Source organism: Bacteroides xylanisolvens XB1A, from assembly GCF_000210075.1.
In the GTDB taxonomy this organism is placed as follows: Bacteria; Bacteroidota; Bacteroidia; order Bacteroidales; family Bacteroidaceae; genus Bacteroides; species Bacteroides xylanisolvens.
In genome coordinates this window covers 223,967-241,450 of sequence record NC_021017.1, presented here as the reverse complement: position 1 = coordinate 241,450, position 17,484 = coordinate 223,967, and the positions used below count along the sequence as shown (strand labels likewise).

Below are 17,484 nucleotides of genomic sequence, written 5' to 3'. Positions count from 1 at the left end.
GCCGTTGCGAATTACCTTCTGCAACGGCTCTCTATTTTTTCAGTGTTTTCTTATCAGAACTTATATCCTACAACAATAGAAAAGTTCATGTTTTTAGGATTACCAAATTTCTGCACATCAACCAAACCGAATTGACCATCCAAACCTGCAATGATTCTACCAAATTCCAATGCAACTCCTACGCCAAGACCTGCATCAAAACGCTTCAAAGCATCATCACCAAAAGTATCAACTTTACGTTCTGTATCGTTTCCTAAATCAAATTTTGTTTTACCAGCAATACCACAAGCAAAATAAGGACCTGCATTAACTACAAGATTCGTATTATCTGCAACATTAAAACGTGCAGCAGCCATTACCGGTAATTCCAAATACATTGCATTAATGCTATTTCCATCTTTCTTTGCACCTTTACTAGTCAAGAATAATGAAGGCTGCAATGACCATGTATCATTAAAAGCATATTCAAAACCTCCTCCAAGCTTAAAGCCAACTTTTGCATTCAGATCAAGATCACCTGTATAATTACTAAAGTTCATCCCTACCTTGGCATTCCAACCTGTAATTTGAGAAAAACCTGCTACTGAAATCAGCGCAAATAAAACAAACAAAACACTCTTCTTCATAATTTTAAAGTTTTAAATTAATACTAAAGGTTTTTATTGACCTTATTGTTTAACAATGCAAATGTATAATTGTAATTTGTATTAAACAACTTTTTCGTTAACAAGTGCGTAATTTATAGAGATTATACATAAAAAAAGGGAATTCCCTATTTTTGAGAACTCCCTTTCCTATTTTGTTGAATTACTTTTCTTCTTATCAGAATGCGTAGTGGAAACCAATTGAAAGGTCTTCGCTAGTAAGATTAAGTCCGAATGAATGCTTAATAGGAGCATAATCCTCATCATAATCCATATTTCTCCGATAACCCAAGAAACCATACTTAGCTATAAAAGAGAAATTGTCATTCAACTTAACTGCGATTCCCGGTCTCAAACCGACTTGACCTCTTTTAAAAGTATCTCCATCTTTCACTTTATCAAAACCGATTGAAGCGGTTCCATCTAAGAATAAACGCACAATACCACTTTCATAATAAGAGAAACGGATATACGGAGCAAAGTCAAATGAATTCATAGAAACTTTGTTTGCATACTCATGTCCATACGCTAATTCAGCACCCAGCGCCCATGTTTCATTAAAGTTGTATCCGATTTCCGGAGCAATTTTAAAAGAAGTAGTGTTGCCTGTGCTGTTACGCCAAACGTTCAAAGATCCGCCTACGTAAATGTCTTGTGCTTTTACAGCGATAGTTGCTAACATCACAACTACCAATAATAAACCCTTTTTCATTTTCTTTGTTTTTTAAATTAAACGTTAGACCCCAATTCGGTCGATTGATTTCTGGGTGCAAATGTAAAGCAGTTTTTATGAACAAACAAACATTTAGTTAGTTTTTTATAATAAACACCAAATAAATGTTTAACGGAGACTCTGTACATCATATTATATAGCAACACAAAATTCTTGCTATCGATTCTTATTCAAATATATTGCATGTAGTGAGTGTTGTCATACCATAATAAGCCAAAGGATTTAAGAAGTAATGAGGACTGTTTCTTTAAGATTTAGTATCTTTGACGGGTGGTAAGCCTTTCAGCCATCAGACACAGACGCGTTTGACTGACATTGTATAGTGTAAAATGCTTCGTTATTATGAAAGTAAAGGCAATAAAACAGTTAGTTTAAACGATTGGGTATGTCAATAGAAATAAAGTATTTCGAGAACAGAAAAGATTGGCGAAAGTGGTTGAATGACAACTTTGAGACTGCCAATGAAGTTTGGTTTGTATTTCCCAGCAAGTCTTCAGGCGAAAAAAGTATCACATACAACGACGCTGTTGAAGAAGCTCTTTGTTTCGAGTGGATTGACAGTACGATAAAATCGCTCGACAAAGAACATAAAATTCAGCATTTCACACCCAGAAACCCTAAAAGTACCTATTCGCAAGCTAACAAAGAAAGACTTAAGTGGCTATTGGAAAATAAAATGATACACCCCAAATTTGAGGATAAAATACGAAATGTATTATCTGATCCTTTCATTTTCCCCAATGATATAATTGAAAGATTGAAGGAAGATAAGACAATATGGGAAAATTATCTCCATTTTTCCGACGCATATAAACGTATCCGAATTGCATACATTGAAGCAGCCAGAAAACGACCTGAAGAATTTGAAAAGCGATTAAACAACTTTATCAATAAAACGAAAGAAAATAAAAAGATCACAGGATTTGGCGGAATAGAGAAATACTATTAATCCCAACTAAAAATCAATGATAATCTAAAATAAAATAGACTGCAAATACTTTCACAAGTATTTACAGCCTATTTATCAGATAGTTAAGTACCTAACCAGCGTATTTGACTATCCTTCTATCGCTGCCTGAGCGGCCGCCAGTCTGGCAATCGGCACTCTAAATGGAGAACAACTAACGTAGTTCAGACCTACCCGATGACAGAACTTCACAGAAGAAGGCTCACCACCATGTTCACCACAGATACCACATTTCAAATCCGGACGGATAGCACGGCCTTTTTCTGTCGCCATACGTACCAGCTGTCCCACACCATTCTGGTCGAGAACCTGGAACGGGTCTACTTTCAAAATCTTCTTTTCCAGATAAACAGGAAGGAAAGAAGCTATATCATCACGAGAATAACCGAAGGTCATCTGCGTCAAGTCATTTGTACCGAATGAGAAGAACTCGGCAGAAGAAGCAATACGGTCGGCAGTCAAAGCAGCACGCGGGATCTCGATCATTGTACCTACTTTGAAGTCAATACTATCTCCTACTTCCTCAAACAATTTCTTAGCTTCCGAGCGAATCACATTTTCCTGCTCCTTGAATTCATACAAGATACCGGTTAACGGAACCATGATTTCCGGATGAGTTTCCACTCCTTCTTTCTTCAGTTCCAATGCAGCACCCAAAATTGCACGTGTCTGCATTTGAGTAATTTCAGGATAAGTATTACCTAAACGGCAACCACGGTGACCCAACATCGGGTTATGTTCACACAGTGATTCTACACGTTGCTGGATATATTGCAGGCTTACACCCATCGTATCCGCCATTTCCTGCTGTCCCTTCAAATCGTGAGGAACGAACTCATGCAAAGGAGGATCGAGCAAACGAACGGTCACCGGGCAACCAGCCATTGCTTTAAAGATACCTTTGAAGTCTTCTTGTTGATATGGAAGAATCTTAGCCAATGCTTTCCGACGTCCTTCTGCATTTTCCGCCAGGATCATTTCACGCATTGCTTTGATCTTTTCGCCTTCGAAGAACATGTGTTCTGTACGGCAAAGGCCGATACCTACTGCACCGAAGTTACGTGCAACTTCCGCATCATGAGGAGTATCCGCATTGGTACGTACCTGCAAACGAGTATATTTATCAGCCAGTGTCATCAATTCGGCAAAGTCGCCGGAAAGCTCTGCTGCTTTCGTTTCTACCTTACCATTATATACTACACCTGTACTTCCGTTCAAAGAGATATAGTCACCTTCTTTCAGCAATACCCCATCAATCTCTACCGTACGGTTTTTATAATCAATATTCAATGCACCTGCACCCGATACGCAGCATTTACCCATACCACGAGCCACAACAGCCGCGTGAGAAGTCATACCGCCACGAGCCGTAAGAATACCTTCGGCCACTGCCATACCGGCCAAGTCTTCTGGAGAAGTTTCGATACGCACCATCACCACACGTTTACCGGCAGCATGCCATTCGGCAGCGTCATCAGCAAAGAATACGATCTGACCGGTTGCAGCACCCGGAGAAGCCGGAAGACCACGGGTCAACACTTTGGCTTTCTTCAAAGCATCCTTATCGAATACAGGGTGGAGCAATTCATCAAGTTTATTCGGTTCCACGCGCATCAAAGCAGTCTTTTCGTCAATCATACCCTGACGGAGCAAGTCCATAGCAATCTTTACCATGGCAGCACCTGTACGCTTACCGTTACGTGTCTGGAGGAACCAGAGTTTACCTTCCTGTACGGTGAACTCCATGTCCTGCATATCTTTATAATGATTTTCCAGTTTAGTCTGAAGAGCATCCAGTTCTTTATAGATTTCCGGCATTGCTTCTTCCATTGAAGGGAATTTAGCAGCACGAACATCTTCGGTAATGCCAGCCAATACAGCCCAACGTTGAGAACCAATCTTAGTGATCTGCTGTGGAGTACGGATACCTGCCACTACATCTTCACCTTGTGCGTTAATCAGGTATTCACCATTGAAAAGATCTTCGCCTGTACCGGCATCTCGTGAGAAACAAACACCTGTAGCCGATGTATCACCCATATTACCGAACACCATAGCCTGTACATTGACAGCTGTACCCCATTCATCAGGTATACCTTCCATCTTACGATAAAGAATAGCGCGTTCATTCATCCATGAATCAAATACAGCACAGATAGCTCCCCAAAGTTGTTCGTATGCACAAGTCGGGAAATCTTTTCCGGTCTGTTCTTTTACAGCGGCCTTGAATTTCTTTACGAGTTCCTGCAAGTCTTCCACTTTCAACTCGTTATCCAGTTCTACCCCTTTCGCTTTCTTCACCTCTTCGATGATAGCTTCGAACGGGTCAATATCATCTTTATTGGTAGGCTTCATGCCCAACACAACGTCACCGTACATCTGTACAAAACGACGGTAAGAGTCCCATGCAAAACGTGCATTACCCGTTTTACGGATAATACCTTCCACCACTTCATCATTCAATCCGAGGTTCAGGATCGTATCCATCATACCCGGCATAGATGCGCGTGCACCGGAACGTACAGATACCAACAAAGGATTTTCAACATCACCGAATTTAGATTTCATCAACGCTTCCACATGAGCGATCGCTTTTACAACTTCATCTTTCAGCAACTCAACCACTTTATCACGTCCTAACGTATTGTATTCCGTACAAACATCTGTAGTTATTGTGAATCCGGGAGGGACAGGAATTCCGATTAAATTCATTTCAGCAAGGTTGGCTCCCTTACCACCGAGCAAATTCTTCATGTCAGCCTTTCCTTCTGCCTGACCATTACCAAAGGTATAAACTCTTTTTTTATCCATAATATTGTGTTTAAAGTTACATTATGACTTTTTTCTGTTCGCAAATCTAAGGATATTTCGCAAACTTGAAAACTTTTTGCGAAAAAACTTTCTATCAAAATGCAATTTCGACATTACAATCCGGAATATTTCTGTATACCCGAATTTTTTCCAAAAAAAATACCTACTTTTGCAAAGTAATTATTAGACTGGTGTAAAAGTGGCAAGAAAGAAAAAAGAGCTTCCCTTATTGGAGAAGGTAACAATCATGGATGTGGCTGCCGAAGGAAAAGCCATCGCAAAAGTAAACGACCTGGTGATTTTTGTTCCCTATGTAGTGCCGGGTGATGTTGTAGACCTGCAAATCAAGCGTAAAAAGAATAAATATGCCGAAGCTGAAGCGGTGAAGTTTCACGAGCTGTCGCCCAATCGCGCTGTTCCTTTCTGCCAACATTATGGCGTATGCGGTGGCTGCAAGTGGCAAGTGCTCCCCTATTCAGAGCAGATCAGATATAAGCAAAAGCAAGTGGAAGATAATTTGAGACGTATCGGAAAGATCGAACTTCCCGAGATTTCTCCGATTCTCGGTTCTGACAAAACGGAGTTTTACAGAAACAAACTGGAATTCACCTTTTCAAATAAGCGCTGGTTGACAAACGAGGAAGTTCGTCAGGACGTGAAATACGATCAGATGAATGCGGTAGGTTTCCACATTCCGGGAGCATTCGACAAAGTACTGGCTATTGNNNTGCTGGTTGCAGGATGATATATCCAACCGCATCCGGAACGCAGTACGTGACTACGCTTACGAACACGATTATTCTTTCATCAATCTGCGCACACAGGAAGGTATGCTGCGGAATATGATTATACGCACATCTTCCACAGGGGAACTGATGGTAATCGTCATTTGCAAGATTACAGAAGATCACGAAATGGAACTGTTCAAGCAATTACTCCAATTCGTAGCGGACTCTTTCCCCGAAATCACTTCGCTTCTATACATTATTAATAATAAGTGCAACGATACCATCAACGATTTGGACGTTCACGTATTTAAAGGGAAAGACCACATCTTTGAAGAAATGGAAGGCTTGCGTTTCAAGGTCGGCCCGAAATCATTCTATCAGACTAACTCGGAACAGGCTTATAATTTATATAAGATAGCCCGTAACTTTGCCGGATTAACAGGAAACGAACTGGTATATGACCTTTATACAGGAACAGGAACAATTGCCAATTTCGTTTCACGCCAAGCCCGCCAGGTGATCGGTATTGAATACGTGCCGGAAGCTATTGAAGACGCAAAGGTGAATGCAGAAATCAATGATATCAAGAACGCAATTTTTTATGCCGGTGATATGAAAGATATGCTGACGCAGGATTTCATCAATCAGCATGGGCGCCCCGACGTAATCATCACAGACCCTCCCCGTGCCGGTATGCACCAGGATGTGATTGATGTCATTTTGTTTGCGGAACCGAAACGAATTGTATATGTTAGTTGTAATCCTGCTACTCAAGCGCGGGATCTGCAATTACTGAATGAAAAGTATAAGGTGAAGGCTGTTCAGCCCGTAGATATGTTCCCTCACACTCATCACGTAGAAAATGTGGTGTTGCTGAAACTTCGATAAAGAGTTCACCACAGATTACACAGATTAGCACAGATTATAATAATCAGTAATAAAAATCTGTGTTAATCTGTGTAATCTGTGGTGAAAAATAAATTCTCAAAAGAAAAAAGAAATGAAAAAAAGACCTAGAAGAACTCCTGCTGAAAAAGCACGTGCTCAATATACCAATTATGCAGTCAAAGAGCCCATGGAATTAATGGAGTTCCTGGCTGCCAAGATGCCGGATGCAAGTCGCACGAAATTAAAATCGTTGTTAAGCAAGCGGGTCGTGTTTGTTGATAATGTGATAACCACGCAATTCAACTTTCCCCTTGAAGCAGGCATGAAAGTGAAAATTAGCAAGCAAAAGGGAAAGAAAGAATTTAATAACAGATTGCTGAAGATTGTATATGAAGACGCCTATATCATTGTCGTCGAAAAGATGCAGGGACTTCTATCCGTCAATACGGAGCGTCAGAAAGAGCGCACTGCCTACACGATACTGAATGAATATGTGCAACGCTCCGGACGTCAATTCCGTGTGTTTATCGTTCACCGCTTAGATAGAGATACTTCCGGTCTGATGATGTTTGCCAAAGATGAAAAAACGCAGCGGACACTACGCGACAACTGGCATGAGATAGTGACCGACCGCCGATATGTAGCCGTAGTGGAAGGTAGTATGGAAAAAGACTATGATACGGTCGTTTCCTGGCTGACTGATAAAACGCTTTACGTAAGTTCCAGTGAATATGATGACGGTGGATCAAAATCTATTACCCACTATAAGACAATCAAACGCGCTAACGGATATTCTCTGTTGGAACTCGATTTGGAAACTGGCCGAAAGAATCAGATTCGTGTACACATGCAGGATTTAGGCCATCCTATTATCGGCGACGGAAGATATGGAAGAGAAGATTCTCCCAACCCTATCGGACGATTGGCACTCCATGCCTTCAAACTTTGTTTCTATCATCCGGTAACGGGAGATTTAATGGAGTTCGAGACGCCTTATCCGGCGGAATTTAAGAAGTTGTTTTTGAAAAAATAAATTCCTATATTCAAAAAACAAAGCCAGAATCATGATTGACTCTGGCTTTATTTTTAATCTTTATCACTGTTTTATTGACGACGCATATAGAATGGCTGTCCATCTATTCTATCCCTAAAATCCCGCCAATTATTATACCATGTTCCACTAAAGGTTCTATCGGTAGCTTCCGCACCCCAAATATAGGCATAAGTGCCATCACCATAAAAATATAATTCCATTGAATTATATCCTCCATCAATCCATCTCCACTCAAAAACCAAATAATTCGGATCACCGGCAGAACCAATTGTTCCTTGATTTCTCGCGTTAAAAGTCATAAGCGTACCTCTTCCCCAGGTATATGCCCCGAAATCAATCTCTTCATTCGTATACCACTCACCAGGCAGATTAAATTCTGTCTCGTCTTCACTTTCACACGAAGTAAAGCCAACCAATAAAGTCAGCATCATCAAGATACCCGCATATTTCTTTATCATTTCCATAATTCTCTAGTTTATTGCGTTTATTAATACAAAATTAGCGTTTTTTATTTACTATACATTACAAGCCACAAGTTTTTTGTACCTTTGCAAAGATAATATTAAAATTTCCACATGAAACTTCTTTGGCTTGATTTAAATAGTTCGTACGCTCATTCTTCGTTGGCATTACCTGCCTTACATGCCCAAATAGCAAATAATACAGACATTGAATGGTGTACGGTTTCCGCCACGATCAATGAAAACACCGGCAGTGTCGTCAATCAAATCTACCGCCATCAACCGGATATCATTGCAGCTACCAATTGGCTATTCAATCATGAGCAACTCCTGCACATCGTTTCACGCGCAAAAGCATTACTACCTCACTGCTGTGTTATACTCGGAGGTCCCGAGTTTTTAGGAGATAATGAAGCTTTCTTATATAAGAACAAATTTGTAAGCGGAGTGTTTCGCGGAGAAGGCGAAGAAGTATTTCCATTATGGTTAAAAGTGTGGAATCAGCCAAGAAAGGAATGGAAATCAATCACAGGACTTTGTTACCTGAATGAATCAGGAGAATATCAGGACAACGGACTTGCCCGTGTCATGAACTTTTCTGAATTGGTTCCTCCCGAAAAAAGCCGTTTCTTCAATTGGAGCAAACCATTTGTGCAGTTAGAAACTACCCGGGGATGTTTTAACACCTGTGCTTTTTGTGTCAGTGGAGGTGAAAAGCCAGTTCGTACCTTATCTCTCGAAGCAATCAAAGAACGTCTCGACGTGATACACGAACACGGAATCAAAAACGTGCGAGTACTGGATCGTACTTTCAATTACAATAATAAACGGGCAAAAGAGCTATTAAACTTATTCCGCGAATACCCGGACATCTGTTTCCATCTGGAAATTCATCCGGCACTACTTTCCGATGAACTCAAACAGGAATTAGCCACTCTGCCTAAAGGTCTGCTGCACCTGGAAGCCGGTATCCAAAGCCTTCGGGAAAACGTGCTTGAACAAAGTCGAAGAATAGGAAAACTCTCCAATGCTTTGGCCGGACTCCATTATCTATGTTCACTTGAAAACATGGAAACTCATGCCGACTTGATAGCCGGACTCCCACTCTACCATCTATCAGAGATTTTCGACGACGTCCGTACCTTAACCGAGTATGGCGCAGGAGAAATCCAACTGGAATCCCTGAAATTACTTCCGGGCACCGAAATGCGAAGAAGAGCGGACGAGTTAGGTATACAGTACTCTCCACTTCCTCCATACGAAGTACTCCAAACCCGTGAAATCACGGTAGATGAATTACAAACAGCCCATTATATGTCCCGCCTGTTAGACGGTTTCTATAACACTCCTACCTGGCGAAATATCACCCGTATACTAATTTTGGAGAACCCCCATTTTATACATGACCTACTCGACCATCTGGTCCGGACAGATGTCATCGACACTCCTCTTAGTCTGGAAAGAAGAGGATTAATCCTTTATGATTTCTGCAAGAATCATTATCCCGACTACCTGACACAAGTCAGTATTGCATGGATAGAAGCAGGTATGTCATTAAAAAAAGCTCCGGCAGAAAAAGTAAGAACCAAAAGACAGTTACCTCCTGAAAGTTGGGAAGTAGTATACGGTGCATACCGTGAAAATCTACGACTATGTTTCCTCCCTGTCGATGAAGAAGGACATGGCTACTGGTTTGGCTTTGAATCGGAAATTCAGAAGATACAACCCGTTTTCAAAGCTAGAACACTATCATAAACAAAAGAAAAGTATTCCCATATTATGTGAAATAATTACTATTCACTAATCGTTCAAAGCAGCATATCCTGTTTTTCACCGTCCATACAATAAACTTTACTAGCACAGTGTATGGACATTCGGAAATATCAATTGAATATTCTTTGTTTATTATTGTTCCCCTTATCCGCAGCAGGGCAAGAATGGAGCAAACAGGACTCATTGAGACTTCAGCAAATGTTGGAATCCGATCAGGAAATCAAGATAAACAGAAAGCTGATCGAAAAAGTAGAGCAAAAAATGTACTCTCGAAAACCATTTGTAGATTTTGATCCCACACTACCCACTTTAAAATCTTCCACAATCTTTTCGAAACCTTCTATTCACACATACAAGATGTTCCAAAAGCCAGGTTCCACCTTTTTACCCACTTATTCCTGGCTAAGAATAAACAAGAATCTTATTCTGCATAGTAAAAGCGACTTTGCAGAAAATTCCAATCATTTCCATATCCAAAGCCAAATGGAATATAAATTATCCTCCAGATGGTCTCTCGACATATATGGTTCACAAAACCTCGATACCCGAAGATACCGAGGGCTTCCCTCCGAAGTGGAACCAACCAAATTGGGAAGTAATGTCGTTTTCAAAATAAATAAAAACTGGAAAATCAAAACAGGGATGCAATACCAATATAATGCTATACGAAAAAGATGGGAATGGATACCTCAAGTTAGTGTTTCATACGAATGGTAAATCCTATTGATAATTGAGGATCGAAAAGTTTTAGAAAACAAGAAAGCATATTTTCCATTTATTCTCGTACCTTTGTCATACGATTAAATATGCTATCATAATGAAGAACTTTATCAAGGGATTCCGGTTTACTCCCTCCAATTATCCGGCCGAAGTAGAAGCAAAAATACAGAAATACAGGAAACAAGGTTACAAACTTCCTCCCCGTAAAGTACTCCGTACTCCCGAACAACTAGAAGGTATTCGGGAAAGTGCCAAAATCAATACTGCACTGTTGGACTATATTTCAGAAAATATTCGCGAAGGAATGTCTACTGAAGAGATTGATGTATTAGTATATGATTTCACCACCAGCCACGGCGCTATCCCTGCCCCACTCAACTACGAAGGATTTCCCAAAAGCGTCTGCACAAGTATCAACGAAGTTGTGTGCCACGGAATACCTAATAAAAATGAGATTCTGAAAAGCGGAGACATTATCAATGTGGACGTTTCTACCATTTACAAAGGATATTTCTCCGATGCATCCCGTATGTTTATGATTGGCGATGTCAATCCTGACATGCAAAGATTAGTACAAGTCACCAAAGAGTGCATGGAAATAGGTATTGCCGCCGCACAACCCTGGAAACAACTGGGTGATGTAGGCGCCGCCATCCAAGAACATGCAGAAAAGAACGGTTTCAGCGTGGTTCGTGATCTCTGCGGACATGGCGTAGGGATGCAATTCCATGAGGAACCGGACGTAGAGCATTTCGGCCGACGGGGTACGGGCATGATGATCGTACCGGGAATGACCTTTACCATCGAACCCATGATTAACATGGGAACCTACGAAGTCTTTATAGATGATGCCGACGGATGGACTGTCTGCACCGACGACGGACTACCTTCCGCCCAATGGGAAAACATGATTCTGATTACTGAAAACGGAAACGAAATTCTTACTTATTAATGGAATTAATTTTACTTATCGTTATTGCCGCATTAGTGATAGTCTTACTAATACTGTCACTTACAAAAGGTAATAATCAAACGCAAGCGGAACAACTGCAAACAGCTTTGCGCCAACAAATGCAGGAGAATCGCGAAGAACTGAATCGCAGCATCCGGGAACTCCGCCTGGAGATGACTCAAACGCTGAATCAGAATATGCAGCAATTGCAAGATGCATTGCACAAAAATATGTTGACTAACGGAGAGCTGCAGCGTCAGAAATTCGATATGATGGCCCGTCAACAGGAATCATTGATTAAATTGACCGAAAAGAGGTTGGATGACATGAGGACAATGGTGGAAGAAAAATTGCAAAAGACATTGAACGAACGCATTGGCCAATCATTTGAAATTGTCCGCTCACAACTTGAGAATGTGCAGAAAGGACTAGGCGAAATGAAATCTCTGGCTCAAGACGTAGGCGGATTAAAGAAGGTGTTGAGCAATGTAAAAATGCGTGGCACATTCGGCGAAGTTCAGTTAGGAGCATTATTAGAGCAGATGATGAGTCCAGAACAATACGACGCTAATGTAAAAACCAAGAAAAGCGGAACCGAATTCGTTGAGTTTGCAATCAAACTTCCGGGAAAGGATGATGCGAACAGCACCGTCTATCTGCCTATCGACGCTAAATTTCCCAAAGATGTGTACGAACAATATTATGATGCTTTTGAAGCAGGAGATACTGCATTGATAGAATCGTCCGGCAAGCAATTGGAAACAACCATCAAAAAAATGGCAAAAGACATTCACGACAAATATGTAGATCCTCCTTTTACCACAGACTTCGCCATTATGTTTCTGCCTTTTGAAAGCATTTATGCCGAAGTAATCCGAAGAACAAGCCTGGTAGAAACTCTGCAAAAAGATTACAAAATAGTTGTCACAGGACCTACTACACTAGGGGCTATTCTAAATAGCCTGCAAATGGGATTCCGCACGTTAGCTATTCAAAAGCGAACGGGAGAGGTTTGGACGGTATTAGGAGCTGTAAAAACAGAATTCAGCAAATTCGGAGGACTACTCGAAAAAGTACAGAAAAACCTTCAAAATGCCGGCGACCAACTAGAAGAAGTAATGGGTAAGCGGACTCGCGCTATCGAACGAAAACTCCGCCAAGTTGAACAATTGCCACATGAAGAAAGCATGAAAATTCTTCCGATAGATGATGGGGACGATGAATCGACAGATTAAAGCGAAATCCGAAGTACGACATATCCCAGTAAGCCGGAAAGTACGGTTCCGGTCAATACACCAAATTTGGCCTGATTCAATAATACAGGATAGTCTACCCCAAAAGAAAGATTAGCGATAAAGAGTGATACAGTAAAGCCAATACCTCCCAACAATGCAACTCCGGAAAGATTCTTCCAGGTCATCCCTAAAGGCATGGGAGTCAATCTTATTTTTATAGCCAGCCAGGTAAAGAAATATATTCCAATAAATTTTCCCAGTAACAGACCGGCAGCAACAGCAATACTGACAGCTCCCACTAATTCGCCTCCCCCACTAAACACAACGCCGGCATTGACAAATGCAAAAAGAGGAAGAATCAAATAATTGACTGTTCCATGCAAATTATCTTCTAATGACTGCAACGGACTAATTACACGGTCGGAAGCCGATTCGACCTCTTTCAACTTGGCTATTTGCTCATTAGTCAGCACAATGCTTTCAGATTGCATTGCCGGAAAACCGGCAATGGTATGACGAATTTTTTCGATGTACTTCCCTACATTCAGACGAGGTTTAGCGGGAATAACAAAAGCAAGAATAACTCCCGAAATAGTGCTATGAATACCGGATTGCAAAAATAAATACCAGATAATCATCCCAATCACCAAGAAGAATACCTTATTTGTCGTTCCATACTTTCCTATAAAATAAAGTAAAATATAAAAGAGTATAGCTACCAAAAGATAGCCATAGGCAACATGTGAACTATAAAAAAGAGCGATCACCAAAATTCCCCCAATATCATCGACTACCGCAAAAGCAGTCAAAAAAATCTTCAAACTCAACGGCACACGGCTGCCTAATAAGCTCAACACCCCCAATGAAAAAGCAATATCCGTAGCCATAGGAATGGCGAGTCCATGTCCGCCTTCACTACCCGGAACACAAATAAGCGAATAGATCATCACAGGCAACAACATCCCACCACAAGCGGCAATGAAAGGCAACGCCGCCTTACGGAAAGAGGAAAGCTCACCTACCAATAGCTCACGTTTGATTTCCAGTCCAACCAATAAAAAGAAAATCGTCATCAAACCATCATTGATAAACTCAATCATTCGCAGATTTTCCCCACCATGCGAAAGCAAATTAAAATTTCCTATCTGTAAATGAAGTTCATGCGACAAAAATTCCTGATATACCGGAGCCACAGAAGAGTTCGCAATAATGGCTGCCGAGATAGCAGCCAGGAATAAAAGAATACTCGCCGTGATATTCATAGACGAGAAGTTCCGCATAGTCCGCAAAATAGTCATAACGAAATGTTTTTATAATATTAGTTTTGCAATATACAGAATTTTCTAATTAGTATAACTCCTTAAAGCAAGATTTTTGACCCAAAGTACAAAAATTCCTGTCAAAATCAGATTCAGTACCAAGGTAAGAACAGAAATTACCAATGCCGGCCCACCCAAGTTATACCCTAACGCTATGAAAATAATTCCGGCTCCTACCTCACCACGGGTAAACATACCGATAGAAAGAGCCAGTCGCTCGCTTAATTTCCGGTCACGGTAAAAGAACATCGGGCAAAGCTTTCCTATATTCGACAATAAAGAGACAATCACCACATGAAACATAATCATCCCCCACGACATCATCTCCTGCGAACCGGTGACGGAATAAGCACCTGCATGAGTCTCCGCAAAGTTCACACCAATAAAATGCGGCATACTCATCCCCACCAGGAACATGAAGAAAAATGAAATTCCGGTAGAAACCTTTCGTTCCACGGGCGTATCATGTTCCTTATGTTTCATAATCATACCCAGCACAAATGCAGGCAGCAGGACTTCAATATGAATACTTCCCTCCTCCCCATACAATTCCTTACTACCGAGATAAAGAATTTGAGTAGCCAAAAATATGATTATTGAATAAAAGAGGATAGCCTTCCAATCCTGACGCCAATCGTATTTATTCAGCCTTTGCCAGCCGATCGATAATAACAGGAACACAATCACCACCACAATAATCAACTGCCAGCGCAGCCCGATCATCATAATCTGAAGAGGAATCATCAAAAGAATCGTATCCAAATCATCGAAAATAGCCAACACCTGTATCTTCTTATAAATCCAACTGGACTTTAGCCCGATAGCCGCCAACATCGTAAACAAAATACCGGCTGATGTCGGTGCAGCAAAACGGCTCAACAGCAAATTCTCCTTCCAGGCTTCCCAACTGTTCCAAAAATCGGGTGGCAGCAATACAAACACATAATAGATGGCAATCATAAACCACGGCAAAGCAGCCGTAGCCATGGCAATAAAATAATCCTGGGCGTAACTTTTCCACCGTGTCTTATCAAGAACAAATTCACGGCCTACATTAATCATTATAAAACTAAGGCATACATAGAGCAATACATTCGATATGGATTTAACAGCTCCATAGCCATCCCCTGCCATCATCGGCAGGAATTGCGAAACGACGAGCCCCAGCATCAGGAAGCCCGAAAAAGACAGAACTTTTCTCATATTTATAGTTGTTTGTTCCTAAAAAGTGATTGCCAAGGAAAGCTCTGCAGACAGAAGGCAATCACCTGGTGTATTAAAAACTAACCGCAAGTCAATTTGTTCAGAACATATCTCTGAAAAATTGCTTGCGGCAGTGTTTTTTTAATCCAGCTTCAGTACGGCGAGGAAGGCTTTCTGCGGCACTTCCACGTTACCGATTTGTTTCATTCGTTTTTTACCTCTTTTCTGTTTTTCAAGCAGTTTACGTTTACGGCTCACGTCGCCACCATAACACTTCGCGGTCACATCCTTACGAACTGCCTTAATGGTTTCACGAGAAATAATCTTCGCTCCGATAGCTGCCTGAATGGCAATATCAAATTGTTGGCGCGGAATAAGTTCCTTCAACTTCTCACACATCCGGCGTCCCATATCGTAAGCATTGTCAATATGCGTCAAAGTGGAAAGCGCATCCACAGGCTCACCGTTCAAGAGGATATCCAACTTCACCAGTTTGGAAGTACGGAAACCATTCGGATGATAATCAAACGAAGCATACCCTTTGGAAATACTCTTCAACTTATCATAAAAGTCAATCACAATTTCTCCCAAAGGCATATTATAATAGATTTCCACCCGGTTACCGGAGATATATTCCTGTTTAATCAATTCACCACGTTTACCCAAACAAAGCGTCATGATAGGACCGATATAATCAGTAGTGGTAATAATAGATGCTTTGATATACGGCTCTTCGATATGGTCAATCATGGTCGGGTCGGGCATACCACCGGGGTTGTGCACTTCCTTCATATTACCTTGCTTATCATATATATGGTAAGAAACGTTCGGCACCGTAGTAATCACATTCATATCAAACTCACGGTCCAAGCGCTCCTGCACAATCTCCATGTGGAGCAATCCGAGGAAACCACAACGGAAGCCAAAACCCAAAGCCAACGAAGATTCCGGCTGGAAAGTCAAAGACGCGTCATTCAACTGCAACTTCTCCAAAGACGCACGGAGATCTTCAAAATCTTCCGCTTCAATCGGGTAAACTCCGGCAAATACCATCGGCTTCACTTCCTCAAAACCGGCAATAGCCTTTTCACACGGACGGGCAATATGCGTAATGGTATCTCCCACCTTCACCTCTTTGGAAGTCTTGATACCGGAAATAATATATCCTACATCTCCCGTACGAAGTTCGTTACGAGGCACCATATCCATTTTCAACACCCCTACTTCATCGGCGTCATACTCTTTTCCCGTATTGAAGAACTTCACCTTGTCCCCCTTGCGAATCATACCGTTTTCGATCTTGAAATAAGCAATAATTCCGCGGAAAGAATTAAATACAGAGTCGAAAATCAAAGCCTGCAACGGAGCCTCTTCATCTCCTTCCGGATGAGGAATCCGCTCAATCACAGCCGCCAGTATCTCTTCCACTCCCATCCCCGTTTTGCCGGACGCACGGATTACTTCCTCCCGTTTGCAGCCCAACAATTCAACGATCTCATCTTCCACTTCTTCGGGATTGGCGCTCGCCATGTCACATTTATTAATCACCGGAATAATCTCAAGGTCATGCTCAATGGCCATATACAGATTTGAAATCGTCTGCGCCTGCACTCCCTGGGAAGCATCGACAATCAGCAACGCACCTTCACACGCAGCAATAGAACGCGATACCTCATACGAAAAGTCCACATGTCCCGGGGTGTCAATCAAGTTAAGGATATACTTTTCACCCTGATAAGTATATTCCATCTGGATAGCATGGCTCTTGATAGTGATCCCTCTTTCCTTCTCCAGATCCATATTATCAAGCATCTGCCCGGAAGTCACCTGAATGGTATGTGTAAACTCCAACAAACGGTCAGCCAAAGTCGACTTACCGTGGTCAATATGAGCAATTATGCAAAAGTTGCGTATATTCTTCATTCTGAATTCTTATTATTTTATCTTTTTGGTGTGCAAAGATACGTAAATGGCGGAATAAAAAAAAATAGCGTTG

General features: G+C 41.3%; 14 protein-coding genes and 1 pseudogene. 8 read left to right on the top strand and 7 right to left on the bottom strand.

Annotated features, from left to right (window positions below):
* Positions 1-53: 53 nt before the first annotated feature.
* Positions 54-626 (bottom strand): porin family protein, encoded by a 573-nt coding sequence (locus tag BXY_RS01000; protein ID WP_015531006.1) that lies wholly within the window; start codon positions 624-626, stop codon positions 54-56.
* 196 nt (positions 627-822) lie between these two features.
* Positions 823-1,356, bottom strand: a complete 534-nt coding sequence (locus BXY_RS00995; protein ID WP_009039498.1) for an outer membrane beta-barrel protein — start codon at positions 1,354-1,356, stop codon at positions 823-825.
* Positions 1,357-1,762: 406 nt separating this feature from the next.
* On the opposite strand from BXY_RS00995, the gene BXY_RS00990 reads away from it, so the two are divergent.
* On the top strand, positions 1,763-2,326 hold the full coding sequence (locus BXY_RS00990; protein WP_008643692.1) for a YdeI/OmpD-associated family protein: 564 nt from the start codon (positions 1,763-1,765) through the stop codon (positions 2,324-2,326).
* 108 nt (positions 2,327-2,434) lie between these two features.
* Here BXY_RS00990 and ppdK read toward each other — a convergent pair whose 3' ends face one another.
* The gene (ppdK, locus tag BXY_RS00985) at positions 2,435-5,155 is read right to left on the bottom strand and encodes a pyruvate, phosphate dikinase (protein WP_015531005.1); all 2,721 of its coding nucleotides are present in this window, start codon (positions 5,153-5,155) and stop codon (positions 2,435-2,437) included.
* Between the two features lie 253 nt (positions 5,156-5,408).
* Here ppdK and BXY_RS23425 point away from each other — a divergent pair.
* The 3 genes and pseudogenes from BXY_RS23425 to BXY_RS00975 all read left to right on the top strand — a co-directional run.
* Positions 5,409-5,880 (top strand): annotated as a pseudogene (locus BXY_RS23425) (TRAM domain-containing protein); the annotation flags it as partial.
* Positions 5,881-5,883: 3 nt separating this feature from the next.
* Positions 5,884-6,771: 23S rRNA (uracil(1939)-C(5))-methyltransferase RlmD (gene rlmD, locus BXY_RS00980; protein WP_243442461.1), on the top strand; the 888-nt coding region annotated here is incomplete at its 5' end.
* A 112-nt stretch (positions 6,772-6,883) separates the two neighbouring features.
* Entirely contained in the window at positions 6,884-7,804 is a 921-nt protein-coding gene (locus tag BXY_RS00975) for an RluA family pseudouridine synthase (RefSeq protein ID WP_004312314.1), read from the top strand.
* 71 nt (positions 7,805-7,875) lie between these two features.
* On the opposite strand, the gene BXY_RS00970 is transcribed toward BXY_RS00975, so the two are convergent.
* Positions 7,876-8,289 (bottom strand): hypothetical protein, encoded by a 414-nt coding sequence (locus tag BXY_RS00970; RefSeq protein WP_008643698.1) that lies wholly within the window; start codon positions 8,287-8,289, stop codon positions 7,876-7,878.
* Positions 8,290-8,400: 111 nt separating this feature from the next.
* On the opposite strand from BXY_RS00970, the gene BXY_RS00965 reads away from it, so the two are divergent.
* The 4 genes from BXY_RS00965 (at position 8,401) to BXY_RS00950 (ending at position 12,966) form a co-directional block, all read left to right on the top strand.
* Entirely contained in the window at positions 8,401-10,041 is a 1,641-nt protein-coding gene (locus BXY_RS00965) for a B12-binding domain-containing radical SAM protein (RefSeq protein ID WP_004312791.1), read from the top strand.
* Between the two features lie 111 nt (positions 10,042-10,152).
* Positions 10,153-10,776, top strand: a complete 624-nt coding sequence (locus BXY_RS00960) for a DUF4858 domain-containing protein (protein ID WP_004312789.1) — start codon at positions 10,153-10,155, stop codon at positions 10,774-10,776.
* 100 nt (positions 10,777-10,876) lie between these two features.
* Positions 10,877-11,731 carry a type I methionyl aminopeptidase gene (map, locus tag BXY_RS00955; protein WP_004312787.1) on the top strand — a complete coding sequence of 285 codons (855 nt, stop codon included), beginning with the start codon at positions 10,877-10,879 and terminating at the stop codon, positions 11,729-11,731.
* On the top strand, positions 11,731-12,966 hold the full coding sequence (locus BXY_RS00950; RefSeq protein ID WP_015531004.1) for a DNA recombination protein RmuC: 1,236 nt from the start codon (positions 11,731-11,733) through the stop codon (positions 12,964-12,966). Before map ends, BXY_RS00950 begins: the two co-directional genes overlap by 1 nt.
* On the opposite strand, the gene nhaA is transcribed toward BXY_RS00950, so the two are convergent.
* The 3 genes from nhaA to lepA form a co-directional block, all read right to left on the bottom strand.
* Positions 12,963-14,264 carry a Na+/H+ antiporter NhaA gene (nhaA, locus tag BXY_RS00945; RefSeq protein ID WP_134993047.1) on the bottom strand — a complete coding sequence of 434 codons (1,302 nt, stop codon included), beginning with the start codon at positions 14,262-14,264 and terminating at the stop codon, positions 12,963-12,965. The two genes, BXY_RS00950 and nhaA, sit on opposite strands and share 4 nt — an antisense overlap.
* Before the next feature lie 45 nt (positions 14,265-14,309).
* On the bottom strand, positions 14,310-15,488 hold the full coding sequence (locus BXY_RS00940) for a hypothetical protein (protein ID WP_004312781.1): 1,179 nt from the start codon (positions 15,486-15,488) through the stop codon (positions 14,310-14,312).
* A gap of 141 nt (positions 15,489-15,629) precedes the next feature.
* Complete coding sequence (lepA, locus tag BXY_RS00935; protein WP_004312779.1) at positions 15,630-17,411, bottom strand: translation elongation factor 4; 1,782 nt, start codon at positions 17,409-17,411, stop codon at positions 15,630-15,632.
* Positions 17,412-17,484 lie beyond the last annotated feature (73 nt).

Excerpts from the sequence above, each read along its gene's own strand:
- BXY_RS00995 (WP_009039498.1), bottom strand. The coding sequence starts at position 1,356 with ATGAAAAAGGGTTTATTATTGGTAGTTGTGATGTTAGCAACTATCGCT.
- map (WP_004312787.1), top strand. The coding sequence starts at position 10,877 with ATGAAGAACTTTATCAAGGGATTCCGGTTTACTCCCTCCAATTATCCG.
- nhaA (WP_134993047.1), bottom strand. The coding sequence starts at position 14,264 with ATGACTATTTTGCGGACTATGCGGAACTTCTCGTCTATGAATATCACG.
- BXY_RS00940 (WP_004312781.1), bottom strand. The coding sequence starts at position 15,488 with ATGAGAAAAGTTCTGTCTTTTTCGGGCTTCCTGATGCTGGGGCTCGTC.
- BXY_RS00950 (WP_015531004.1), top strand. The coding sequence starts at position 11,731 with ATGGAATTAATTTTACTTATCGTTATTGCCGCATTAGTGATAGTCTTA.
- ppdK (WP_015531005.1), bottom strand. The coding sequence starts at position 5,155 with ATGGATAAAAAAAGAGTTTATACCTTTGGTAATGGTCAGGCAGAAGGA.
- BXY_RS00990 (WP_008643692.1), top strand. The coding sequence starts at position 1,763 with ATGTCAATAGAAATAAAGTATTTCGAGAACAGAAAAGATTGGCGAAAG.
- BXY_RS00965 (WP_004312791.1), top strand. The coding sequence starts at position 8,401 with ATGAAACTTCTTTGGCTTGATTTAAATAGTTCGTACGCTCATTCTTCG.
- BXY_RS00970 (WP_008643698.1), bottom strand. The coding sequence starts at position 8,289 with ATGGAAATGATAAAGAAATATGCGGGTATCTTGATGATGCTGACTTTA.
- lepA (WP_004312779.1), bottom strand. The coding sequence starts at position 17,411 with ATGAAGAATATACGCAACTTTTGCATAATTGCTCATATTGACCACGGT.
- BXY_RS01000 (WP_015531006.1), bottom strand. The coding sequence starts at position 626 with ATGAAGAAGAGTGTTTTGTTTGTTTTATTTGCGCTGATTTCAGTAGCA.
- BXY_RS00960 (WP_004312789.1), top strand. The coding sequence starts at position 10,153 with ATGGACATTCGGAAATATCAATTGAATATTCTTTGTTTATTATTGTTC.
- BXY_RS00975 (WP_004312314.1), top strand. The coding sequence starts at position 6,884 with ATGAAAAAAAGACCTAGAAGAACTCCTGCTGAAAAAGCACGTGCTCAA.